At 59.0% G+C, this 17253-nt stretch carries 16 protein-coding genes; 10 read left to right on the forward strand and 6 right to left on the reverse strand.

Going from position 1 to position 17253, the window contains the following annotated elements:
• The first annotated feature begins 165 nt into the window (after positions 1-165).
• Together BANT918_RS18055 and BANT918_RS04890 are read left to right on the forward strand one after the other, a co-directional pair.
• Complete coding sequence (locus BANT918_RS18055) at positions 166-1215, forward strand: RNA-directed DNA polymerase (RefSeq protein ID WP_418904411.1); 1050 nt, start codon at positions 166-168, stop codon at positions 1213-1215.
• Positions 1203-3338: an RNA-directed DNA polymerase gene (locus BANT918_RS04890; protein ID WP_145996931.1), complete on the forward strand. Its 2136-nt coding sequence runs from the start codon at positions 1203-1205 to the stop codon at positions 3336-3338. Before BANT918_RS18055 ends, BANT918_RS04890 begins: the two co-directional genes overlap by 13 nt.
• A 266-nt stretch (positions 3339-3604) precedes the next feature.
• Here BANT918_RS04890 and BANT918_RS04895 read toward each other — a convergent pair whose 3' ends face one another.
• The 3 genes from BANT918_RS04895 to BANT918_RS04905 form a co-directional block, all read right to left on the reverse strand.
• Positions 3605-4063, reverse strand: a complete 459-nt coding sequence (locus BANT918_RS04895) for a hypothetical protein (protein WP_101619174.1) — start codon at positions 4061-4063, stop codon at positions 3605-3607.
• 403 nt (positions 4064-4466) lie between these two features.
• Entirely contained in the window at positions 4467-5609 is a 1143-nt protein-coding gene (locus tag BANT918_RS04900) for an MFS transporter (protein ID WP_208618012.1), read from the reverse strand.
• 62 nt (positions 5610-5671) lie between these two features.
• On the reverse strand, positions 5672-6307 hold the full coding sequence (locus tag BANT918_RS04905; protein WP_101619176.1) for a helix-turn-helix domain-containing protein: 636 nt from the start codon (positions 6305-6307) through the stop codon (positions 5672-5674).
• Positions 6308-6367: 60 nt separating this feature from the next.
• Here BANT918_RS04905 and BANT918_RS04910 point away from each other — a divergent pair, with 60 nt between their 5' ends.
• Positions 6368-7495, forward strand: coding sequence for an aminotransferase (locus BANT918_RS04910; protein ID WP_233430357.1), 1128 nt, complete (start codon positions 6368-6370; stop codon positions 7493-7495).
• Positions 7496-7656: 161 nt separating this feature from the next.
• Positions 7657-7989: a ferredoxin gene (gene fdxA, locus BANT918_RS04915; protein ID WP_009884581.1), complete on the forward strand. Its 333-nt coding sequence runs from the start codon at positions 7657-7659 to the stop codon at positions 7987-7989.
• A 28-nt stretch (positions 7990-8017) separates the two neighbouring features.
• Here the strand turns inward: fdxA and pgm are convergent, their stop codons facing one another.
• Entirely contained in the window at positions 8018-9658 is a 1641-nt protein-coding gene (gene pgm / locus BANT918_RS04920; protein ID WP_009884580.1) for a phosphoglucomutase (alpha-D-glucose-1,6-bisphosphate-dependent), read from the reverse strand.
• Between the two features lie 108 nt (positions 9659-9766).
• Positions 9767-10093, reverse strand: coding sequence for a rhodanese-like domain-containing protein (locus tag BANT918_RS04925; protein ID WP_101619177.1), 327 nt, complete (start codon positions 10091-10093; stop codon positions 9767-9769).
• Positions 10094-10320: 227 nt separating this feature from the next.
• Here BANT918_RS04925 and BANT918_RS17980 point away from each other — a divergent pair, with 227 nt between their 5' ends.
• The 6 genes from BANT918_RS17980 (at position 10321) to BANT918_RS04955 (ending at position 15145) form a co-directional block, all read left to right on the forward strand.
• Positions 10321-11115 (forward strand): pyridoxamine 5'-phosphate oxidase family protein, encoded by a 795-nt coding sequence (locus tag BANT918_RS17980; RefSeq protein WP_324761557.1) that lies wholly within the window; start codon positions 10321-10323, stop codon positions 11113-11115.
• A gap of 73 nt (positions 11116-11188) precedes the next feature.
• Positions 11189-12421, forward strand: coding sequence for an FAD-dependent oxidoreductase (locus BANT918_RS04935; protein ID WP_101619179.1), 1233 nt, complete (start codon positions 11189-11191; stop codon positions 12419-12421).
• Between the two features lie 76 nt (positions 12422-12497).
• Positions 12498-13349, forward strand: a complete 852-nt coding sequence (locus BANT918_RS04940; RefSeq protein WP_226984360.1) for an ABC transporter permease — start codon at positions 12498-12500, stop codon at positions 13347-13349.
• A complete protein-coding gene (locus BANT918_RS04945) occupies positions 13342-14145 on the forward strand; it encodes an ABC transporter ATP-binding protein (protein WP_069599379.1) in 804 nt (267 codons plus the stop codon). The genes BANT918_RS04940 and BANT918_RS04945 overlap by 8 nt, the downstream gene beginning before the upstream one ends.
• Before the next feature lie 127 nt (positions 14146-14272).
• Complete coding sequence (locus BANT918_RS18060) at positions 14273-14431, forward strand: alcohol dehydrogenase catalytic domain-containing protein (protein WP_009884574.1); 159 nt, start codon at positions 14273-14275, stop codon at positions 14429-14431.
• A 123-nt stretch (positions 14432-14554) separates the two neighbouring features.
• Positions 14555-15145, forward strand: a complete 591-nt coding sequence (locus BANT918_RS04955) for a zinc-binding dehydrogenase (RefSeq protein WP_101619180.1) — start codon at positions 14555-14557, stop codon at positions 15143-15145.
• 247 nt (positions 15146-15392) lie between these two features.
• On the opposite strand, the gene BANT918_RS04960 is transcribed toward BANT918_RS04955, so the two are convergent.
• Positions 15393-17234: a DUF5635 domain-containing protein gene (locus BANT918_RS04960; protein WP_101619181.1), complete on the reverse strand. Its 1842-nt coding sequence runs from the start codon at positions 17232-17234 to the stop codon at positions 15393-15395.
• Positions 17235-17253: the final 19 nt, after the last annotated feature.

Below are 17253 nucleotides of genomic sequence, written 5' to 3' on the forward strand. Positions count from 1 at the left end.
GAGGAAGCATATTTCGATAGGCAAGCAGCCCGTGTCACAGATTATATATTAAATCAACCCAGTAGGATACGCCTGGCCCGAGGAAATGACTCGGATCGAGAAATAACGACTCTAAATAAGCGACGTTCAACTGTAACCCTCTTTGATCGCTATGTAGCAAAAGTTATGAGTCGTTCATTTAGTGTACGAAGTCACGGACGGGATTATATAATACAGAACGTATTAAATACCTTGCGAATGACGAATGGTTCGAGCGAGGCCACGCGCTCCCTAGTCCGAATCGACATTCGGAACTTTTTTCAGGAGATTGACCACGAAATCTTGAAAAAGAAGATCAATTCGAATCATGGTGTTCCACGCTTTGCATCGAAACATGTGAATTCCCTGCTCGACGCATACGAGCGCCTATATGAAAGGAAGGCAGGGCTCCCACAGGGAGTACCTTGCTCATCCGTCCTTTCGGAAATCTATCTAGAACCGCTAGACGAACGATTGAAGCAGCATCCGAATATAATCCTATATGTACGTTACGTCGACGATATTCTAATAATAGCCGACGGTGACACGGCGGGCGCAATAGATAAGGCGGTTGACAGTGAGCTTTCGCAGTTGCGGCTCGTTCGAAATCATCAGAAGTGCGATTCGATTGCTTATCCGTCACATGGAAATAAGCCGGCTGATATCACCTATTTAGGTTACCAATTCAAATTTTCCGGACGCACCGGTCAATTGATTGGAATTGACATATCTAAGTCTAAGCGAGATAGATATATAGGTGCCGCGAATAATTTACGTAAGTACGCAGGAAATGGCGTTTGTTGGAATAATGCCAATAATGTCGATCTATTCATTTCTGCATACCAATATTTGGTTGAACCGCACTATTCCAGCGGAGACAGAGATTCCATCCGGATACTATCGGGTCTTGCCTTCAGCGCAAGGTATGTGTTAAAAGTTAATTCGGATCTGAAGCATATCAAGGAGATCTTTCACGCAATTAGAGTCGGGCTGAACCCCATCTTAGGCACAATATTGAAAGCTAAATCGGGGAATCCAGGTTGCCCGTGTTGCGCCAGGCCCGTTCTTCGAGTTGATGATTTAAGATTCATCTTGAATAGACCCTATCGTCCGGCCAAAATTCTTCGGATGAAAGCCAGGCCTCACGTGGATGGCGTATTGCGCGACCAGGCTAGGGAGCTATTGTGGAACTCCTGAGGGGTGGCGCGTCGAGGCTGCGGGCTTTGGCGACTGAATGCCTTCCATTTGAACTGCCGTTGGAAGCTAGTCGACCTTGGCTCTATCAGTGGTTTGATTCTAAGATTGTGAGACTCAGTGGATATAAGGCGACGGTAGTCACCAGCAGCCGAAAGGATTTACTGCTGGTGGCGCTTCTCGGTTCGGGCGGCCGGCTTCCGGTTTTCGCTTCAGGCGGACATCTGATTAGGATTCCGATTTCTGGAGAGGGGATAGCCAAGAAGTGGCGAGCACCCGCCACCTTCTTGGTCAGACGTAATCAATTGAAAACCCGCAGGCTTGAGCTTCTTTCGCTCGGATCGCAGCTTGCGATCGCTTTCGTTTACGCAAACCACAGAGATTCACTACTCTATTATGGTAGTAGAAGTCACTCTGCGTTGAGATTTCCATCGCGGATCACATCTCCGGGGAAGCACCTGAGTTCCAAGTTTAAGGTAGCTGGAAAAGGTCAGGAGACGTCAATTGAAACCCGTGCAAGGGTATTGGGTACGTATAATTCGTTCTTTGCTTATGAGCGGTACGCATTTATTGGCGAATTCTACGACTCCAAAAGGTGGCATGCGCTCGAGGGCCATTGGAGATTTCTAAGGCGTCTAGACGTTTCCAATTGTTTTGGCAGTATCTACACTCATTCGTTTTCGTGGGCTACCAGTACCGACGCTCACAGCAAGGCGCATTTGGGCGGACTTCCCAAATTTGGCGATGCTGATTTGGGGCGTGTGTTCGATAAAGTGATGCAGGCTTCGAATTGGGGCGAGACTCACGGTATTTGTGTAGGACCTGAGTCGTCTAGGGTTTTCGCCGAGATTATCTTTCAAAAACTGGACTTGATTATTCGGCAGAGACTTCACAATACGGGTCTATCCGGTAGAGATTATGAGATCCTAAGGTATGTGGATGACTTTTTCGTGTTTGTGAGGGAGGAGCCGGATCTTGACCGTGTGACTGCGGTGATTAGTTCCGTATTGGAAGAAAGCGGATTTACACTTAATAGTTCGAAAACTAAAGACTATACAACGCCTTTTACTACTGCCATTTCTGAGCGCAAGGCGTCTCTGAAGATTTTTCTCAAGCACGCGCTTCCTTTTGACGGGTCCTTGCCTGGGTATGATATTAGAGAGATTGGCGTTCAGCTTCGTTCGACTATGATCAGCTCCGACAGCGATGCTCAGGCTATCGGTGCAGCGTTGACGCAGGTTGAACGACGATTGAGAAAGTTTTTAAAGCAAAGAGCTTCAAAGTGTGCCGATTATGAGGAGGCGCAGGAGCTCCTATCGTATGTGTGGAGTTTTGCGCACAGTATGCTTTACCTCTATTTGGCAAATCCCTCTGTTTCTTCTTCAATGAAATTGATTCGGACTTTGAGGGATGTGCGAAGGGCGTCCATGTTGTGTTCACAATTGACACCTCGTAGTCGATCGATGATTGATCTCGAATCATCTGAGTCTTTGCATTTTGCCGTAACCCGGGCTATTGGTCGTTTACTATTTACCTCAGGGGCCGAGATTGAAATTTGTCAGTTTCTTTCGTTGGCCTCTGCCAGTGACTTGGAAATGGCCTCAGGCGATAGTGTTTTGGCTGATTTGTGCAATCTTCTTCGCGAATATCTAACGTCCAATCGGGCTCCGAAATCTAATCAGGCGGGCCTCTTTTTATTGCTCTCGACTATGAAATATTTCTTAGCTCGGGATCGATCTGATCCAGCCCAAGTCGATCAGTTGCTAGCTGTATGTTCCGATTTCTCGGATCTTCTATTCGACGGTCAGTTCTTGCCACCTCGGTCAGTCGTGAGTCATGCGTCTCAGGAATTGTTGCTGCTTGCGTTGCTAGAGTGTCCATTTATCGATGAGGCTAGGAAATTTGCGCTTTTGAACAAGGGGTGGGTGTTGGCAACGCTGAGGGACCAGTTCGACTTTACAGGTGATCCGCTTCGCTCGGCGCGCCGGTTCTTGAAGCGTTGTATAGCTGATGAAGGGCTCGCACGTCGTGGCGTGGTTTCGTTGCCTACTCTGGGCGCTTTTGTGTGGGATGACGACTATTTTGACGACATGCTTTACGAAAAGGAGCCGCAGTTCGTATACTGAAGTTGGCTGTGTACTCTCTATGTCTCGGCATTGGAGAGAATATCGGAGGGTTGTCCTTTCGGAACATTGCGTTCAGCTCACACAATGAAAATTGGGGCGACCCACCTTTCGTTTGACATCGTCGTGTACAGGTGATGTCAAACGAAAGGCCCAATAGGTTCGGTCCTTGGTATCAAATTCGGGTTTGTATTGAAGCAAAATGCACAGGCCATTGTTGCCGGCGGGGCGCAATGCCCAGCTTCGCACCCGTATCGGGTGATGTCGCCTCAGCTGCCGAACTGGACCTTGTGGACTCCGTGAGGTGCGCCCCACTCGCCGCCGTTCGACACTTCGTCATTGGAGACACCGACGGACATCGTCTCGCCGGTGACGGTGTTCTCATAGGTCGAATAGATGGTCCCTGCGGCTCCGTCGCCGCCGGTCCTGACCCAGTGGGTCGCATCCTCGTTGCCGTGCTCGTTCAGAGCCTCGACGACCTGCGGTGAGGCAAAGGCTTCGACCCGGTCGGCGTTGTCTGCGCCCCAGGCTCTGACGAGCTCATCGGCGTAGATGCCGGTGTCGGTGGGAAAGTGAACCGATTGCGGTGCGGCGTCGGCAGCTGTGCTCGTACCCTCTGCGGGTGCGGGGGCTGCCAGTGCGGGGCCACTGGCCAGGCCGATTCCTGCGAGGCTGGCGACCGCGGCGATTCCCAGAGCTGCTGCGTGATTGCGGATGGTGGTCTTCATCGTGTTGATCCTTCTTCTTCGAGGGGCGTCTTCTGTCGGAGTTGCCACCGGATGGGTGACACATCAGCGACGCGGCCCAGTATTGCCGCCGCGCTTGAAGTCAGAACCACAGCGGCTGGGAGGAGGCTCGGAGCGTGTAACAGCTTGGAGACGAGCTGTCGGCAGTTCTGCGGCGGTGACTGACACAGGCCAGGGCAAAGGCTCTCACACCACAACATCTCTTGCCTGATAGCTGGGTGCGAGGAAGTCCTGGGCAGAGTCGACCCGACCGTGACGAACGGTTGTTGCCGAGCACCGTTTGCTACGTTTTCGACAGAACAGTGAAACCCGATCGTGACCGGACCTCGCCGAGGTTGCCCGCCGTCCCCGTCGACCGCGCAGACCTGCACGTGGTCCCCGCCGGTTACCCCAAAGGCACTTCCCGTCGGTTTCGCTGTCCTCGCGTGAAGTAGACCGCAGCCAGCACTGTCGCGATGACAAGCAGACCGAGAGCTCCGATGAGAGCTGCCGTCAGCCCGAGTAAGGCGAGAAGTCCGCTGGTGGCCATGATGCCCAGGGCATTCGTCGTCCGCAGCAGTGCGAACATCTCCGCTCGACGTTCCTCCGGTGCAAGGCTGTCGAGTGCGAGCAGATAGAAGGTGTCGAGCATCGGCAGGAACCATCCGACGATGAGGGCACCGGCAAGTGTCAGCGCAATATGCCCATCGATGAGGAGCAGGGAGAAGGCGAGCGTGGTGATGGCGAAGAAGGTTGTGACCTTCCACCGCCCGGGCATGCGGTTGCGGATGCTCACCCAGACTCCGCCGAGGACCGAGCCGATGCACATCGCCAGGGCAAACAGGAAGGCCCAGGCCGGGCTGAGCCCGAACGACAGTGCGAAGGACACCGCTCCCACCTCGATTCCCGCAATGGAGGCTCCGGTCGCGCCGGAGGCGAACAGCCAGATCCAGACCGCACCCGGCACCGGAGCTCGACGTCCCGAACCCGACACAGCCGCAGGCGTCGACCGGGCCTCGGGGGTGGCGGGGATGAGCAGCATCGGCCCCGCGCCGAGGGCGGTGACAACAGCCATCGCCGCGACGGGTGACCAGGCGCCGAGTAGGGATGCCAGCACTGGTGAGGTGGCGAAGGCGACCTCGTTGAGGGTGGCAGCGATTCCCAAGGCGCGTGGCATTCCCGAGAGCTCGACGAGGTGGTCTAGCAGTGTTCGCATGTAACCGTAGGCCGCACCATTGACCAGACCGGCCACGACGACGGCGACGACGAGGTAGCCGAACGGTGCCGAGGCAGCGGCCAGGATCGTCACCGCGAGCAGCCCGAGCGTCCGGAAGGCGATGAGTGTGCGCAGGTAGCCGACGCTGCCGAACCGGTAGCCCAGGCGAGTGATGGGCACCGAGCCGAGGAACTGTGCCGCCGTCATCGCAAAGACCAAGCCGGCACCTGACTCGGCGGACCCGGTCAGCGGCAGTGCGAGGAGGGCGAAGGCAATGGGTGCCGCCGCCTGCGGAACACCGAAGGTCCCGTAGCCGATCTGCCAGCACAGCACGTTGACGCGCGAACGCGACGAACCGCCCTCGCCTTGCGATGTATCAGCCCCGGGTCGCCTCATCAGGCACCGATGACCACGCGGATGAAGTCGACCGAGGCCTCCTGACCTGCCGTGTAGGAGTAGTCCCGGTCGGTGGAGATTCGTGTCGACTTTCCCGCGGAGAGCGTCAGGGATTCGTCGTTGAGTTCGAGGACGAGTTCCCCGGACAGAACGTGGAGGATCTCCTCGGTGCCGGCACGGTCGGCTTCAGCCTGATACCGCACACTTGGCCCCAGATGCCACCGCCACAGCTCGGTGCCGGGAACGGAAGATGCGCCGAGGATGTACGCGGTGCTGTCGCGCGGACCCTCCCAAGCCAGGGTGTGATCGGTGCTGGGATCTGAATGTTCGGTGCTGCCGAGGGCCGCAGACCGTCCCGGTTCTGATGGCGAGGGCGTCGAGCTGCCGGGTCCCGACGCGGCAGCATCGCTCAGGGCCAGATCGGCGAAGCTCACATCGAGGGCATGGGCGATGCGGTCGATGGTGGCCAGACTCGGGTTCGCCTGGGCCAGCTCGATCTGAGTGAGCATACGTCGGCTCAGCGCAGCCTCGTTCGCCAGCCTTTGGATGGTCCACCCCCGCACCTTGCGACGGCTACGGACCCGGTGTCCGACGCGATCGAGGAAGGTCTGGATGCGCGGGCTCTTCATTGACATGATGAGTACTATATTGCACTCTAAATCTGAGCACTATATTTCTCGAACGAAGGAAGCCAGTTGGTACAGATCGAAGCGTTCGCTGTCGAGCAGTGGATGAATGCCTACGAAGATTGGTGCCGCTTCAACTTGGCCGAGACCTGCGTGCGATCGTTGACCCTGAACGAACTCGTCGACCTCACCGGGGACCGGTCGGCCTTCTGGGAGGCGCTTGGCCAGACGCAGCTGACGTACGGGCCCATCATCGGCAGCCCCCGACTGCGAGAGCTCGTGGCCGAACTCTACGAACACAAGAGCGCCGACGATGTGATGATCACACATGGCGCGATCGGCGCTAATTCTCTGGTCTACTCCGCCCTAGTTGAACGCGGCGACCATGTCGTCACTGTGGTCCCCACATATCAGCAGCATTACTCGATCCCGGAGAGCATGGGCGCCGAGGTGGACCTCGTCCACCTGCGAGCAGACGATGGCTGGCTGCCGCGCCTTGCTGACATCGCTGCCGCAGTGACGTCGGAGACGAAGCTGATTGCGCTGAACAATCCGAATAACCCCACAGGTGCGCTGATTCCCCGCGACCGTATGGAGGCCATCGTCGACATTGCCCGTGAGGTCGGGGCCTGGGTGGTCTGCGACGAGGTCTACCGCGGAGTCGATCAGGACGGCGACGGGTTCTCTGCGTCAATCGTCGACCTCTACGAGAGGGGCATCTCCACAGGAAGCATGTCGAAACCGTATGCGCTGGCAGGTCTGCGGTTGGGATGGATCGTCGGACCTCGCGACTTCCTGGAATCTGTTGGGACCCACCGCGACTACACCACGATCAGCGTCGGCCGCATCGACGACGCGCTCGCCGTCGTGGCCCTGGAGAACCGAGACACAATCCTCGCCCAGTCGCGAGCGATCACCCGGGAGAACCTGGCCGTCCTCGACGACTGGGTCGCCTCACGGGAGGACGTCAGCTATGTGAAGCCGCAGTCTGGCACCACATCACTCATTCGTTACACTGCGGACATCGACTCCTACGACTTCTGCCGTCGGCTCCTCGACGAACACGGAGTCATGTTCACTCCCGGCGATGCTTTCGACATCTCACGCACTTTCCGCGTCGGCTTCGCCGACGACACGGAGACGTTGAGGTCTGGGCTGGCGCTGACCGGAGACTTCCTCGACGGTCTCGGGAAATAAGCAGGGCATCATCATTGCCTCGCCGAGGTGGTTCTTCGTTCTCGTCGGACGTGATCCGGGCCATATGAAGACTGGGGTCGAGGCCCTAGAGTGGGCTCTGAGATTCATCCCATTCGTCACTTGGAGGAAGTGGACGATCCGAGCAGAGAGCGGAGGCCCGCATGACCTACGTGATCGCGCAGCCGTGCATCGATGTCAAGGACAAGTCGTGTGTCGACGAATGTCCTGTCGATTGCATCTACGAAGGTGAACGCAGTCTCTACATCCATCCCGACGAATGCATCGACTGCGGTGCCTGCGAACCGGTCTGCCCCGTCGAGGCGATCTTCTATGAAGACGATGTCCCGGAGGAATGGGCGGACTACTACACCTATAACGTGGACTTCTTCGACGAGCTCGGTTCGCCGGGAGGCGCTGCAGCCCTGGGCAACACCGGCCGGGACCACCCAGCCATCGCCGCCCTGCCGCCTCAGAATCAGGACGTCGAGCTGTAACCAGCTGGTGGCTGGGAGCCGCTTCGGGCTACTCCAGCACCCCATCCACCAATGTCCGAGCGTCGTGCTGGACGGCCCGCAGATGGTCCTCATCGCGCAGAGACTCGGCGTAGATCTTGTACACGTCCTCCGTGCCGGAGGGTCGCACCGCGAACCAGGAGTTCTCGGTCGTGACCTTGAGCCCGCCGATGGGTGCGTTGTTTCCCGGCGCCGAGGTGAGTGTTGAGGTCACCGGTTCACCGCCGACGGTCTTCGCCTTCACCTGGGAGGCGTCGAGTGCTCCCAGTTTCGCCTTCTGCTCCCGGGTGGCCGGGGCGTCCTGGCGGGCGTAGGCGCTGGTGCCGAAGTTCGCAGCCAGTCCCGCATAGCGCTGGGATGGAGTCTGTCCGGTCTTCGCGGTCATCTCAGCGGCCAGCAGAGCCATGATGATGCCGTCCTTGTCAGTCGACCAGACCTTGCCGTTGCGACGCAGGAACGATGCGCCAGCAGATTCCTCACCGCCGAAGGCCAGTGTCGAATCGAGGAGTCCGGGGACGAACCATTTGAACCCGACGGGAACCTCGAACAGTCGCCGATCATGGGCGGCGACGATTCGGTCGACGATCGAAGAGGTGACCAGCGTCTTGCCGATGCCGGCGCTGGAGGACCATTCGGGTCGGTTGTCGAGCAGGTAGTCGATGGCAGTCGCCAGATAGTGGTTGGGGTTCATCAGCCCGGCGTCGGGAGTGACGATGCCGTGGCGGTCGGCATCGGCGTCATTGCCCGTGGCGATGTCGAAGTCGTTGCGGGAGGCGATGAGCCCGGCCATGGCGTAGGGCGAGGAGCAGTCCATGCGGATGTTCTCGTCCCAGTCCAGGGTCATGAATGACCAGGTGGGGTCGATCTCGGGGTGGACGACGGTGAGATTGAGATCGAAGTCCTCGGCAATCGCGGCCCAGTAGTCGACGCTGGCTCCGCCCAAGGGGTCGGCGCCGATGTGGATGTCGGAGCTGCGGATGACGTCGAGGTCGATGACCGACTCGAGGTCCTCGGTGTAGTTGGAGATGAAGTCGAAGTTCTCGGTGTTCTCCAGGTGGAAGGCCCGCTGGAACCCGGTGCGTGGAATCTTCTCCCATCCTGCTTCGAGGTAGGAGTTCGCGCGTTCGGCGATCCACGTCGTTGTCTCTGAGCCGGCCGGGCCGCCGTGCGGTGGGTTGTATTTGATGCCGCCGTCGGAGGGCGGGTTGTGGCTGGGGGTCACGATGATGCCGTCGGCCTGCGCATCCGTTGCGGTCTTGCCCGCGTTGAAACCCAGAATCGCGTGGGAGAGCACCGGCGTGGGAGTGAAGCCGTCACGCTCATCGATGAGTGCGGGCACCTCAGCCGCGGCGAGGACTTCGAGGACGGTGAGGAAAGCGGGTTCGCTCAGCGCGTGGGTGTCACGGCCTAGGAAGATGGGCCCGTGGATGCCCTGTTTCTTCCGGAAGTCGACGATGGCGGCGGTGATCGCTGCGATGTGGGCTTCGTTGAATGCGCGGTTGAAGCTTGACCCGCGGTGTCCCGAGGTCCCGAAGCTCACAGCCTGCGCGGGCACGGAGGAATCGGGGACGAGATCGTAATAGGAATCAAGCAGTGCAGAGATATCGACGAGATCCCTGTCCTGGGCCAGCTGGCCGGCGCGAGTAGTCATAGAACTACTGTGCCAAACACCGACGGCCTCGCACAGTTGTGTCCACGGAGTTCTTGCATCGTGGACGGTGAGGGGTCCGATCTGCCTGACCTCAGACGGCGTGAACCGTCACATCACCCACGGCTCCTCGCCGTTTTCGGACACGATCGGCTTGCCGTGGTCGAGGTTCCAGGATCCCATGCCGCCGGTGACGTTATAGGCGTCGAAGCCGTTGTTCGTCAGCCAGGCGACTGCGCGGTGGGAGCGTCCGCCGGTGCGGCAGATGACGTACATGTCGTCATCGAGGGGGAGATCGTCGAGCCGGGTGGGCAGTTCGCCCAGCGGCACGTGCAGTGCGCCCTCGATGTGCCCGGCCTCCCACTCGTCGTCCTCACGAACGTCGATGATGGCAGCGCCTTCGGGGATCTTTGTCACGGAGACTGATTCTTCATCCATGCTCACAGTCTAGGCATGAGCACATTCGCCGTGCATCCCGCGACCGTCGACAGCCTCGTAGAGCACAGCACCCAGTCCTATTGACACCGCGCGGCCACGTATCTGACCTGAGGTGAATCAGTGTCTGATGGTTGCCTGACAAACCTGGAAACTTCTCTACGCCCTCTTCTGTTGTCGGCGGCCCCGTGTGAGACTTGGGTCAAGAATCGTCTGTGAAGGGAATGTTGATGAGCAGCAGAGACATAAGCAACGAATCCACCGGCGAGAAGAAGGCACGCGATGCCGCGGCGAAGCTCGACGAGGCGACCGAGCCACTGGGAGGCACCTCCGAAGTCGATTCGCAGGCGCAGGTCGGCTACACCGAAGAGAACGTCGAAGACCGTGCCCAAGATACGGCCGCTGACATCGGTGTGACCCTTCATCGCAACCCCGACGGCTCACATACGGCCGTCGATGAAAGCGCTGTGAAGGCTGCTGAGAGAGACGCCGACGAGAGCCCAGCCGCAAAGGGCAACGCGACGCAGAGAGCGGGCGCAGGCGCTGACACTGGGTCCCTCGAGCAGAAAGACGTCGTGAAGATCCTCCGCGACAGCGGCTATGTGATGCTCACGACCGCCCTCGACGACGGCAAGCTGCTCGCCCACCCGATGGTGCCCCAAGAGGTCACCGACGACGGTGACGTGTGGTTCTTCATCGGTCTGCAGGGCGACCAAGCAACAGCACTGCTGCAGAATCCGCAAGTCAATATCGCCGTCTCCGAGGCGGGCAACTGGCTCTCGGTGGCCGGTCGGGTCGACTTCGTCGATGATCAGGCCAAGCTCGCTAAGCTCTGGAACAAGGAAGCTGCCACCTGGTTCGACGGCGGCCTGACCGACCCGGAGCTCGGTCTGATCAAGGTCACCGGAGAGTCCGCACAGCACTGGGGTCTCAAAGGCGGCAAGGTCGCTGGCTTGGCCCAGATCGTCAAAGCTAAGGTCACGGGACAGCGCACCGGGGGAGGCAGCAGCACCACAGAACTCTGAGCCTAGGCCGCACTGACCACTGCCGCGTCTCATCTCACACCACACTTCGCAGCTTGCGGTCTAGCATGGAGACATGGCAAAGACGATCGTCATCATCGGTGCAGGGCTGGCCGGAACCACCGCCGCCCGGGAGCTCAGCGAACGCGGTCAGGCGGTCACACTCGTCGACCCGGCCGCGGGGGAGACCAGCGAACGGCCCCCACTGTCGAAGCACCTCTTCGACGACTCCAGGTACCACCTGCCCTTCCATCTCGAGGCAAGTGACCTCATCACCTTCGTCCGTGACAAGGCCACAGAGATCACCCTCGCCGAGGCGGCGGCCCACTCCCAGCAGGCCAGTCCCACCGTAGACACCCCAGTAGCCGGCACCGTCCACTTGGCGTCGGGGGAGACTCTGGACTTCACCCACTGCATCCTCGCTACGGGCATGGAGGCGAACCGACCGGAGATCCCCGGATACCCGGATGCACTGCCCGTGTACAACCTGGCCGAGGCGGAGTGGATCCGTGAGTTCGTAGCCGAGTCCGATGGGCCACTGAACGTCGGAGTCCTCGGCTCCGGATACTTAGGCATGGAAGTGGCCACCTCGGCGGTCGCGGCTGGTCATGAGGCGACCATATATCTGCGCGGCGATGAGCCCCTGCGCAAGCAGCTCTCGGAGCCCGTGCGCACGGCCCTGTTTGAGAAGCACAAAGAAGCCGGCGTGAAGTTCGTGGCGCACACCAGCAGCCCGGACGACATCCCGGCAGATACTCACAACCTGTTCGTCACCAGCGTCGGTGCTCGCCCGGCTCTGATTCCCATCGATGGCGTTCGACCCGCCGAGGCGTGGGAGGTGAATGAGAAATTGGCAACATCTCACGCCGGAGTCTGGGCTGCGGGTGATTGCGCACTCATCACCGACGGAGCCTTCGCCCTCGACCACCCGTGGGCATGTGAGCCCGTGGCTGAGAGCCACGGCAAGTACCTTGCCGAACTGCTCAGCTCCGACGACGGCGGCACCGGCGAACCCTGGTCGGATATCCCGTGGCACTGGAGTTTCCAAGGCCCAGAAAAAGTCTTCACTGCAGGTCTGACCAGCCCCGATGCCACAGATACGCTCATCAGGCACGATCCCAGCGGCAAGAAATTCCAGGTCTTCCATTTCGACGGATCAGCCCCAGACGCACAGCTCGTTGGTGTCGAGACGCTCAACTGGCCTCCTCTGCAAGCCGCGGCTCGTCGCGTACTAGCGGGTAATAACATTCCGACGAGGGCTCAGATCGAGGACCCCGATTTCAACTTCAAGGCTCATAGCCGACTGTGAGAATCGGCCACCCTCATCACGTAGACTTCCTGTGTTCGCCCCCAGTCGCCGACGAGAGAAACTTCTGTTCATGGATATGGCTAAGCTAGCTGAGGAGCACGGGCTCGAAAGAGTCGGCGGGCGGCCGTCACTGCCCGAGTACATTAAGCAGCTGATCACTCGCAGCGACTTCACCTACACTCTCGCCAAATACCGGATGCAGAGTGAGAACGAACGCAACCGCCTCGGTATGCTCTGGGTGTTGCTGCGACCAGCGTTCTCAGCCCTGATCTACGGCACGGTCTTCGGGTACATCATGAAGGGCGCCACAGCGCGACCCGACGACTTCGCACCCTTCGTCATCATCGGCGTCTTCGTCCTCGAGTTCTTCAACACCTCGATGAACGGTGGTGCGAAGTCGATCATCTCGAACGCATCCCTTGTGCAATCCCTGCCGTTCCCGCGCATCGTGCTGCCGATCGCCACGGTGTTTCAGAATCTCCTCAACTTCATCCCCACATTCATCTTCATGGCACTCCTTGTCATGCTTTGGGGAGCGCGGCCTAGCTGGGACTGGTTCCTCTTCATCCCGCTGGTCATACTGTTCTGGATCTTCAATCAAGGCGTGGCATTCATCTTCGCTCGGGCCACGGTCCACTTCCGTGATCTCTCCCAGGTCACTCCCTTCATTTCGCGCATGATCTTCTACACCTCTGGTGTGTTCTTCGACCTCAAGGTCATGGTCGAAAAGATCAATCCCGCACTGCAGCCCTTCGCCGATTGGCAGCCACTGAACAATGTGCTGTCAATCGCTCGCGGCATCCTCATGAAGGACGGAGTCATTCCCTACGACTACTTCTGGCACCTTGCCATCTGGGCTTTCGGTATTTTCATCATCGGCTTCGTCTTCTTCTGGCAGGCCGAGGAAAGGTTCGGTCGCGATGAGTGAGACGGAAGAACCGGAAACGTTCGATACAGGCAACCTTCCTGACGTAACGAGGAACAACCCGCCCGTCGTGGTCTGCGACAACGTCCACGTCCGTTACAAGACCTTGGCTACGGGCAAGAAGCTCAAGCTCGGCAGCAAAGACGTGATGACGAAGCGGCGCGGTCTCCGAGAGGTCCATGCTCTCAAGGGCGTCAGCTTCGTCGCCCACAAAAACGAATCCATCGGCATCATCGGCAGCAACGGCTCCGGCAAATCCACGCTCATGCGTTCGATCACGGGCCTAACGCCCACCTCGGAGGGTGCGATCTACGCGACCTCGAGGCCGAACCTCCTCGGCGTCGGAGCAGCGTTGATCCCTGACCTCTCCGGTGCACGCAACATTGTTCTCGGCTCCCTGGCTCTCGGGCTCACCCGCGCCGAGGTGGAGGAGAGGTTCGACGATATCGTCGAGTTCACCGGACTGAGCGATTTCATCGATCTGCCGATGCGAACGTATTCCTCGGGAATGTCCCAGAGGCTGAAGTTCGCCATCGCGACTTCAGTCCAGCACGAGATCCTCATCGTCGATGAGGCGCTCAACGTCGGTGACAAGAAGTTCCGCGACCGGTCCGAGGGCCGAATCCGTGCGATCCGAGAGAACGCCGGTACGGTCTTCCTCGTCTCCCACTCGATGCGCACGATCAAAGACACCTGCAACCGTGCGTTGTGGATCGAGCAGGGTGTCCTGCGCGCAGACGGTCCGGCTCTTGAAGTCATCAGGGAATACCAGGCCTTCACGAAGGCTCAGAAGGACTGATCGCGAAAGCGACCAAAGGACTGCTGTCACGCGCGGTCACCTTGTGAGACGCGCTCGTTCATCGCCTGGCAAATAGGGCATCGCGCGCATCATCCAGGGCATTTCCGCCGGTGGAGAGTTCGGTTCGGTGAAGGCCAGCGAGGTCAACCACGTCGACCTCTTCGTCCGGTCCGGGGGCTTTCCCACTCCGGTGTCGTTCCCTTTCGTCATCGGCCGTGATCTCGTGGGTACCCTCGTCGCCATCGGGGAAACAGCCGAGAACTTCAGGTCGGGCGATCGAGTGTGATCCAACAGCCTCGGCTATGAGGGTCGCCAAGGCACGTTCGCCGAATTCGTCGTTGCACCGGTCGAACGGCTTTACCCTCTTCCCGAAGGCCTCGACCCTGCCGAGGCGGCCCCTGTCCTGCACGTGGCAGGAACCGCCTCTATCGGACTCGTCCGAGAGGCGGCGCTGCGACCGGGGGAGACTATCGTGGTCGGCTCGGCCAGTGGGGCAGTGGGCACAGCGATCGTCCGACTCGCGGCAGTCATGGGTGCCCGTGTCATCGCCGGTGGCTCAACCGGAGACGAACATTGGGTGAGCGACTGCGGAGCCGACCTTGTCATCGATAAGCATGCCCCTGACTACTACATGCAAGTCGAGCGGGCTGCCCCGCGCGGCGTCGACGTGTGGTGGGATGCCAGCGGCGACGATGACTTCGAAAAGTCAGTTCCCCTGCTCGCGCACGGTGCGCGGGTGATCGTGATGGCCGGAATGCAATCCTCGCCGAGGGTGCCTATCAACCAGCTCTACACCCGCGATGCCAGCGTGCTCGGGTTCGCGATCAGCAACGCCTCGGCCGCGGACCTCGCCGAGGCGGCGAAGGTGATCAACCAGATGCTGGCAACTGGGCGTCTGAAAGGTCGAGTGGGTGCGACGTTCCACCTCGCTGAGGCGGCCGACGCCCACCGCGCCCTCGAAGCCGGGGGAGTTTACGGCCGACTCCTCATCGTGCCGTGACGTTCGGCACTAGGCCAGTGTGACTACCCCGCAGAAACGAAGGGACCGACCCTGTACGTGAACGGGAACCCACTGAAGGCATATCGCGAGAGGTCCAATAGCCAAATGGAAAGTCTTTTGAGGTAGGGCGGTCTAGTTTTCCTTTACGACATCCCGTAAAGAAAAAGTAGACATCGTAGAATCGATTCGCTTCCAATTCGTGGCTCCGCCCGTTGAAAGGCAGGCTACGTAGCTCGGTCCATCCTGCTCATACTCTGCTGTCGGATTCACTGTACAGACCGTAGGCGTTGACTGGCTGGAGATAGTGAGCATTCCTGCCGGTAGCATCCCCGCGGACTAGGCGCCCATCCTGTACGAGTCGATCCAGCGCACCTCTCGCTCCGGCTAGTGTCAGTCCTGTCAATTTGGAGTAGTCGCCGGATGAAATTCGATCTTGAACCTCAAACCATTGGCTAACAACTTCGGAAGCTGCATCCCCTCCTGGAGTGATGAACCAGAGGACTCGCTGGCGTTGCAACATCTTGCGGTCGGCGGTCTGTCCTCCCACGATGCGGCGAGCTTCGTTCGAAAGTGTCCACACATTCTTCAGCGGAGATATCAGAGGCTGCCCATCAACTACACATCTGTGTGCAATCTCGAGGGCCTCTGCGGCTTCTTCGGTTGTACGTTGCAATATCTTAGACATGCGCTTCACCGTTGTGAACGGATTTCTCAACAGCGTGTAAACAATGAGCGCGATTTGGACGTCGCGTTGCCTGGCCGCTGGCTGAATCTTCGAAGTCAACCGAATGATCGGCAATAGTGGCTGTCCACCCGCGAGGCGAACTCGAACTCGAGGTCCAGGCTCTTCAACAAGCAGTGGTGGTCGGTGTCCGATAGTGACCATTTCTCGGTACATTCTGTCTACCCCGACTCCTTGCTTATCGACCAGGCCAAGTGCACGGGAGGCATCTGCCAGCGCGGGGTATCGACTGAACCGCTGGGTCAACACGTTGTCTGCTGAAATTCCGCCGACAAAACCCCCTGGAGATATGACCGTCAGTGACGCATCGGCTTCAATCCAGGTCGCCGTCGTTGGCTCCTGCCGATTCCAGTCGCGATGGACGACTCCGTTGAGGACTGCTTCTCGGGCAGACCGCGTCGGCAACTGCCTAAGCGCGCGTTCCGAAAATTCACCAGGGAGCGTAACCCTGTCGTTAGCGGCATCCAGAAGTGCTTCGACCCGCTCAATTTGTTCGAGGAGACTTAGGCCTTCGTAGGCTGAATCGGAGGCAAGGATATCTCCGCCTTCGACATCGAGTCGGGTCCACGTAAGCCACGCGCGCGGAGCAGGGCAGAAGAGAATCGCTCCCGCCTCGGTTAGGTAGCCGTCAACGCTGAGCACGCCAATCCGGCGTAACATGTCGGCGGGAGCAGCCGTAGCCAGGTCAGTCTGAGCGTCATCGGATCCGTCGCGCCTCGCCAAGTAATCCCGGGCGACTGCAACGGCCGCTGGCTTCACGCTATCTAGGGTGAATGCTGTGAGCCGAGCCATAGAGTCCCAACCGCTGCGATCTTGTCGACGGGCCCACCACTCACCGCGATCTACGGGGACGGAGGAATCGCCCACTCTCCAGCGGATTCGTCCGCCTGTATCGTCCACAGGCTCGCGTGCCTCGGCCACATAGATAACTAGCAGCCGAATTCCTTGCTCTATACGTTCTTCGATCTCGGGAGCGACTTCGACTCGTCTGTAAATCTGTTGACGTAACCATTCGATGTCTAGGTCTGTACCGAGAAGATCGCCAGAGCGGTCTTCAACTCCGATGATCAATGCTCCGCCACCAGGGGTGTTCGCCATGGAGGCAACTTCATTCGCGAGCTGATCAGCGGCTTTCGTGTTTTCCGGTGTACCAGGAAGTAGACGCCCGGCGGCACCTCGGCGTCCGGCTTCTTCTTTGAAATCCACTCGCTGCCGTTCGGCGCTGTCAGGCAAGGTACCGTTTCGCAACGAGTTGAGGCATTCATCCACCTCTTCGCGAGACCGTGCGCGGTCCCTCATCAGTTCTGTTCCTGGCTCAAACGAAAACTCATTCTGCGGTTGACTCATAACTTTTACTTTACACTAC

Source organism: Brevibacterium antiquum CNRZ 918 (assembly GCF_900169145.1).
GTDB lineage: Bacteria > Actinomycetota > Actinomycetes > Actinomycetales > Brevibacteriaceae > Brevibacterium > Brevibacterium koreense.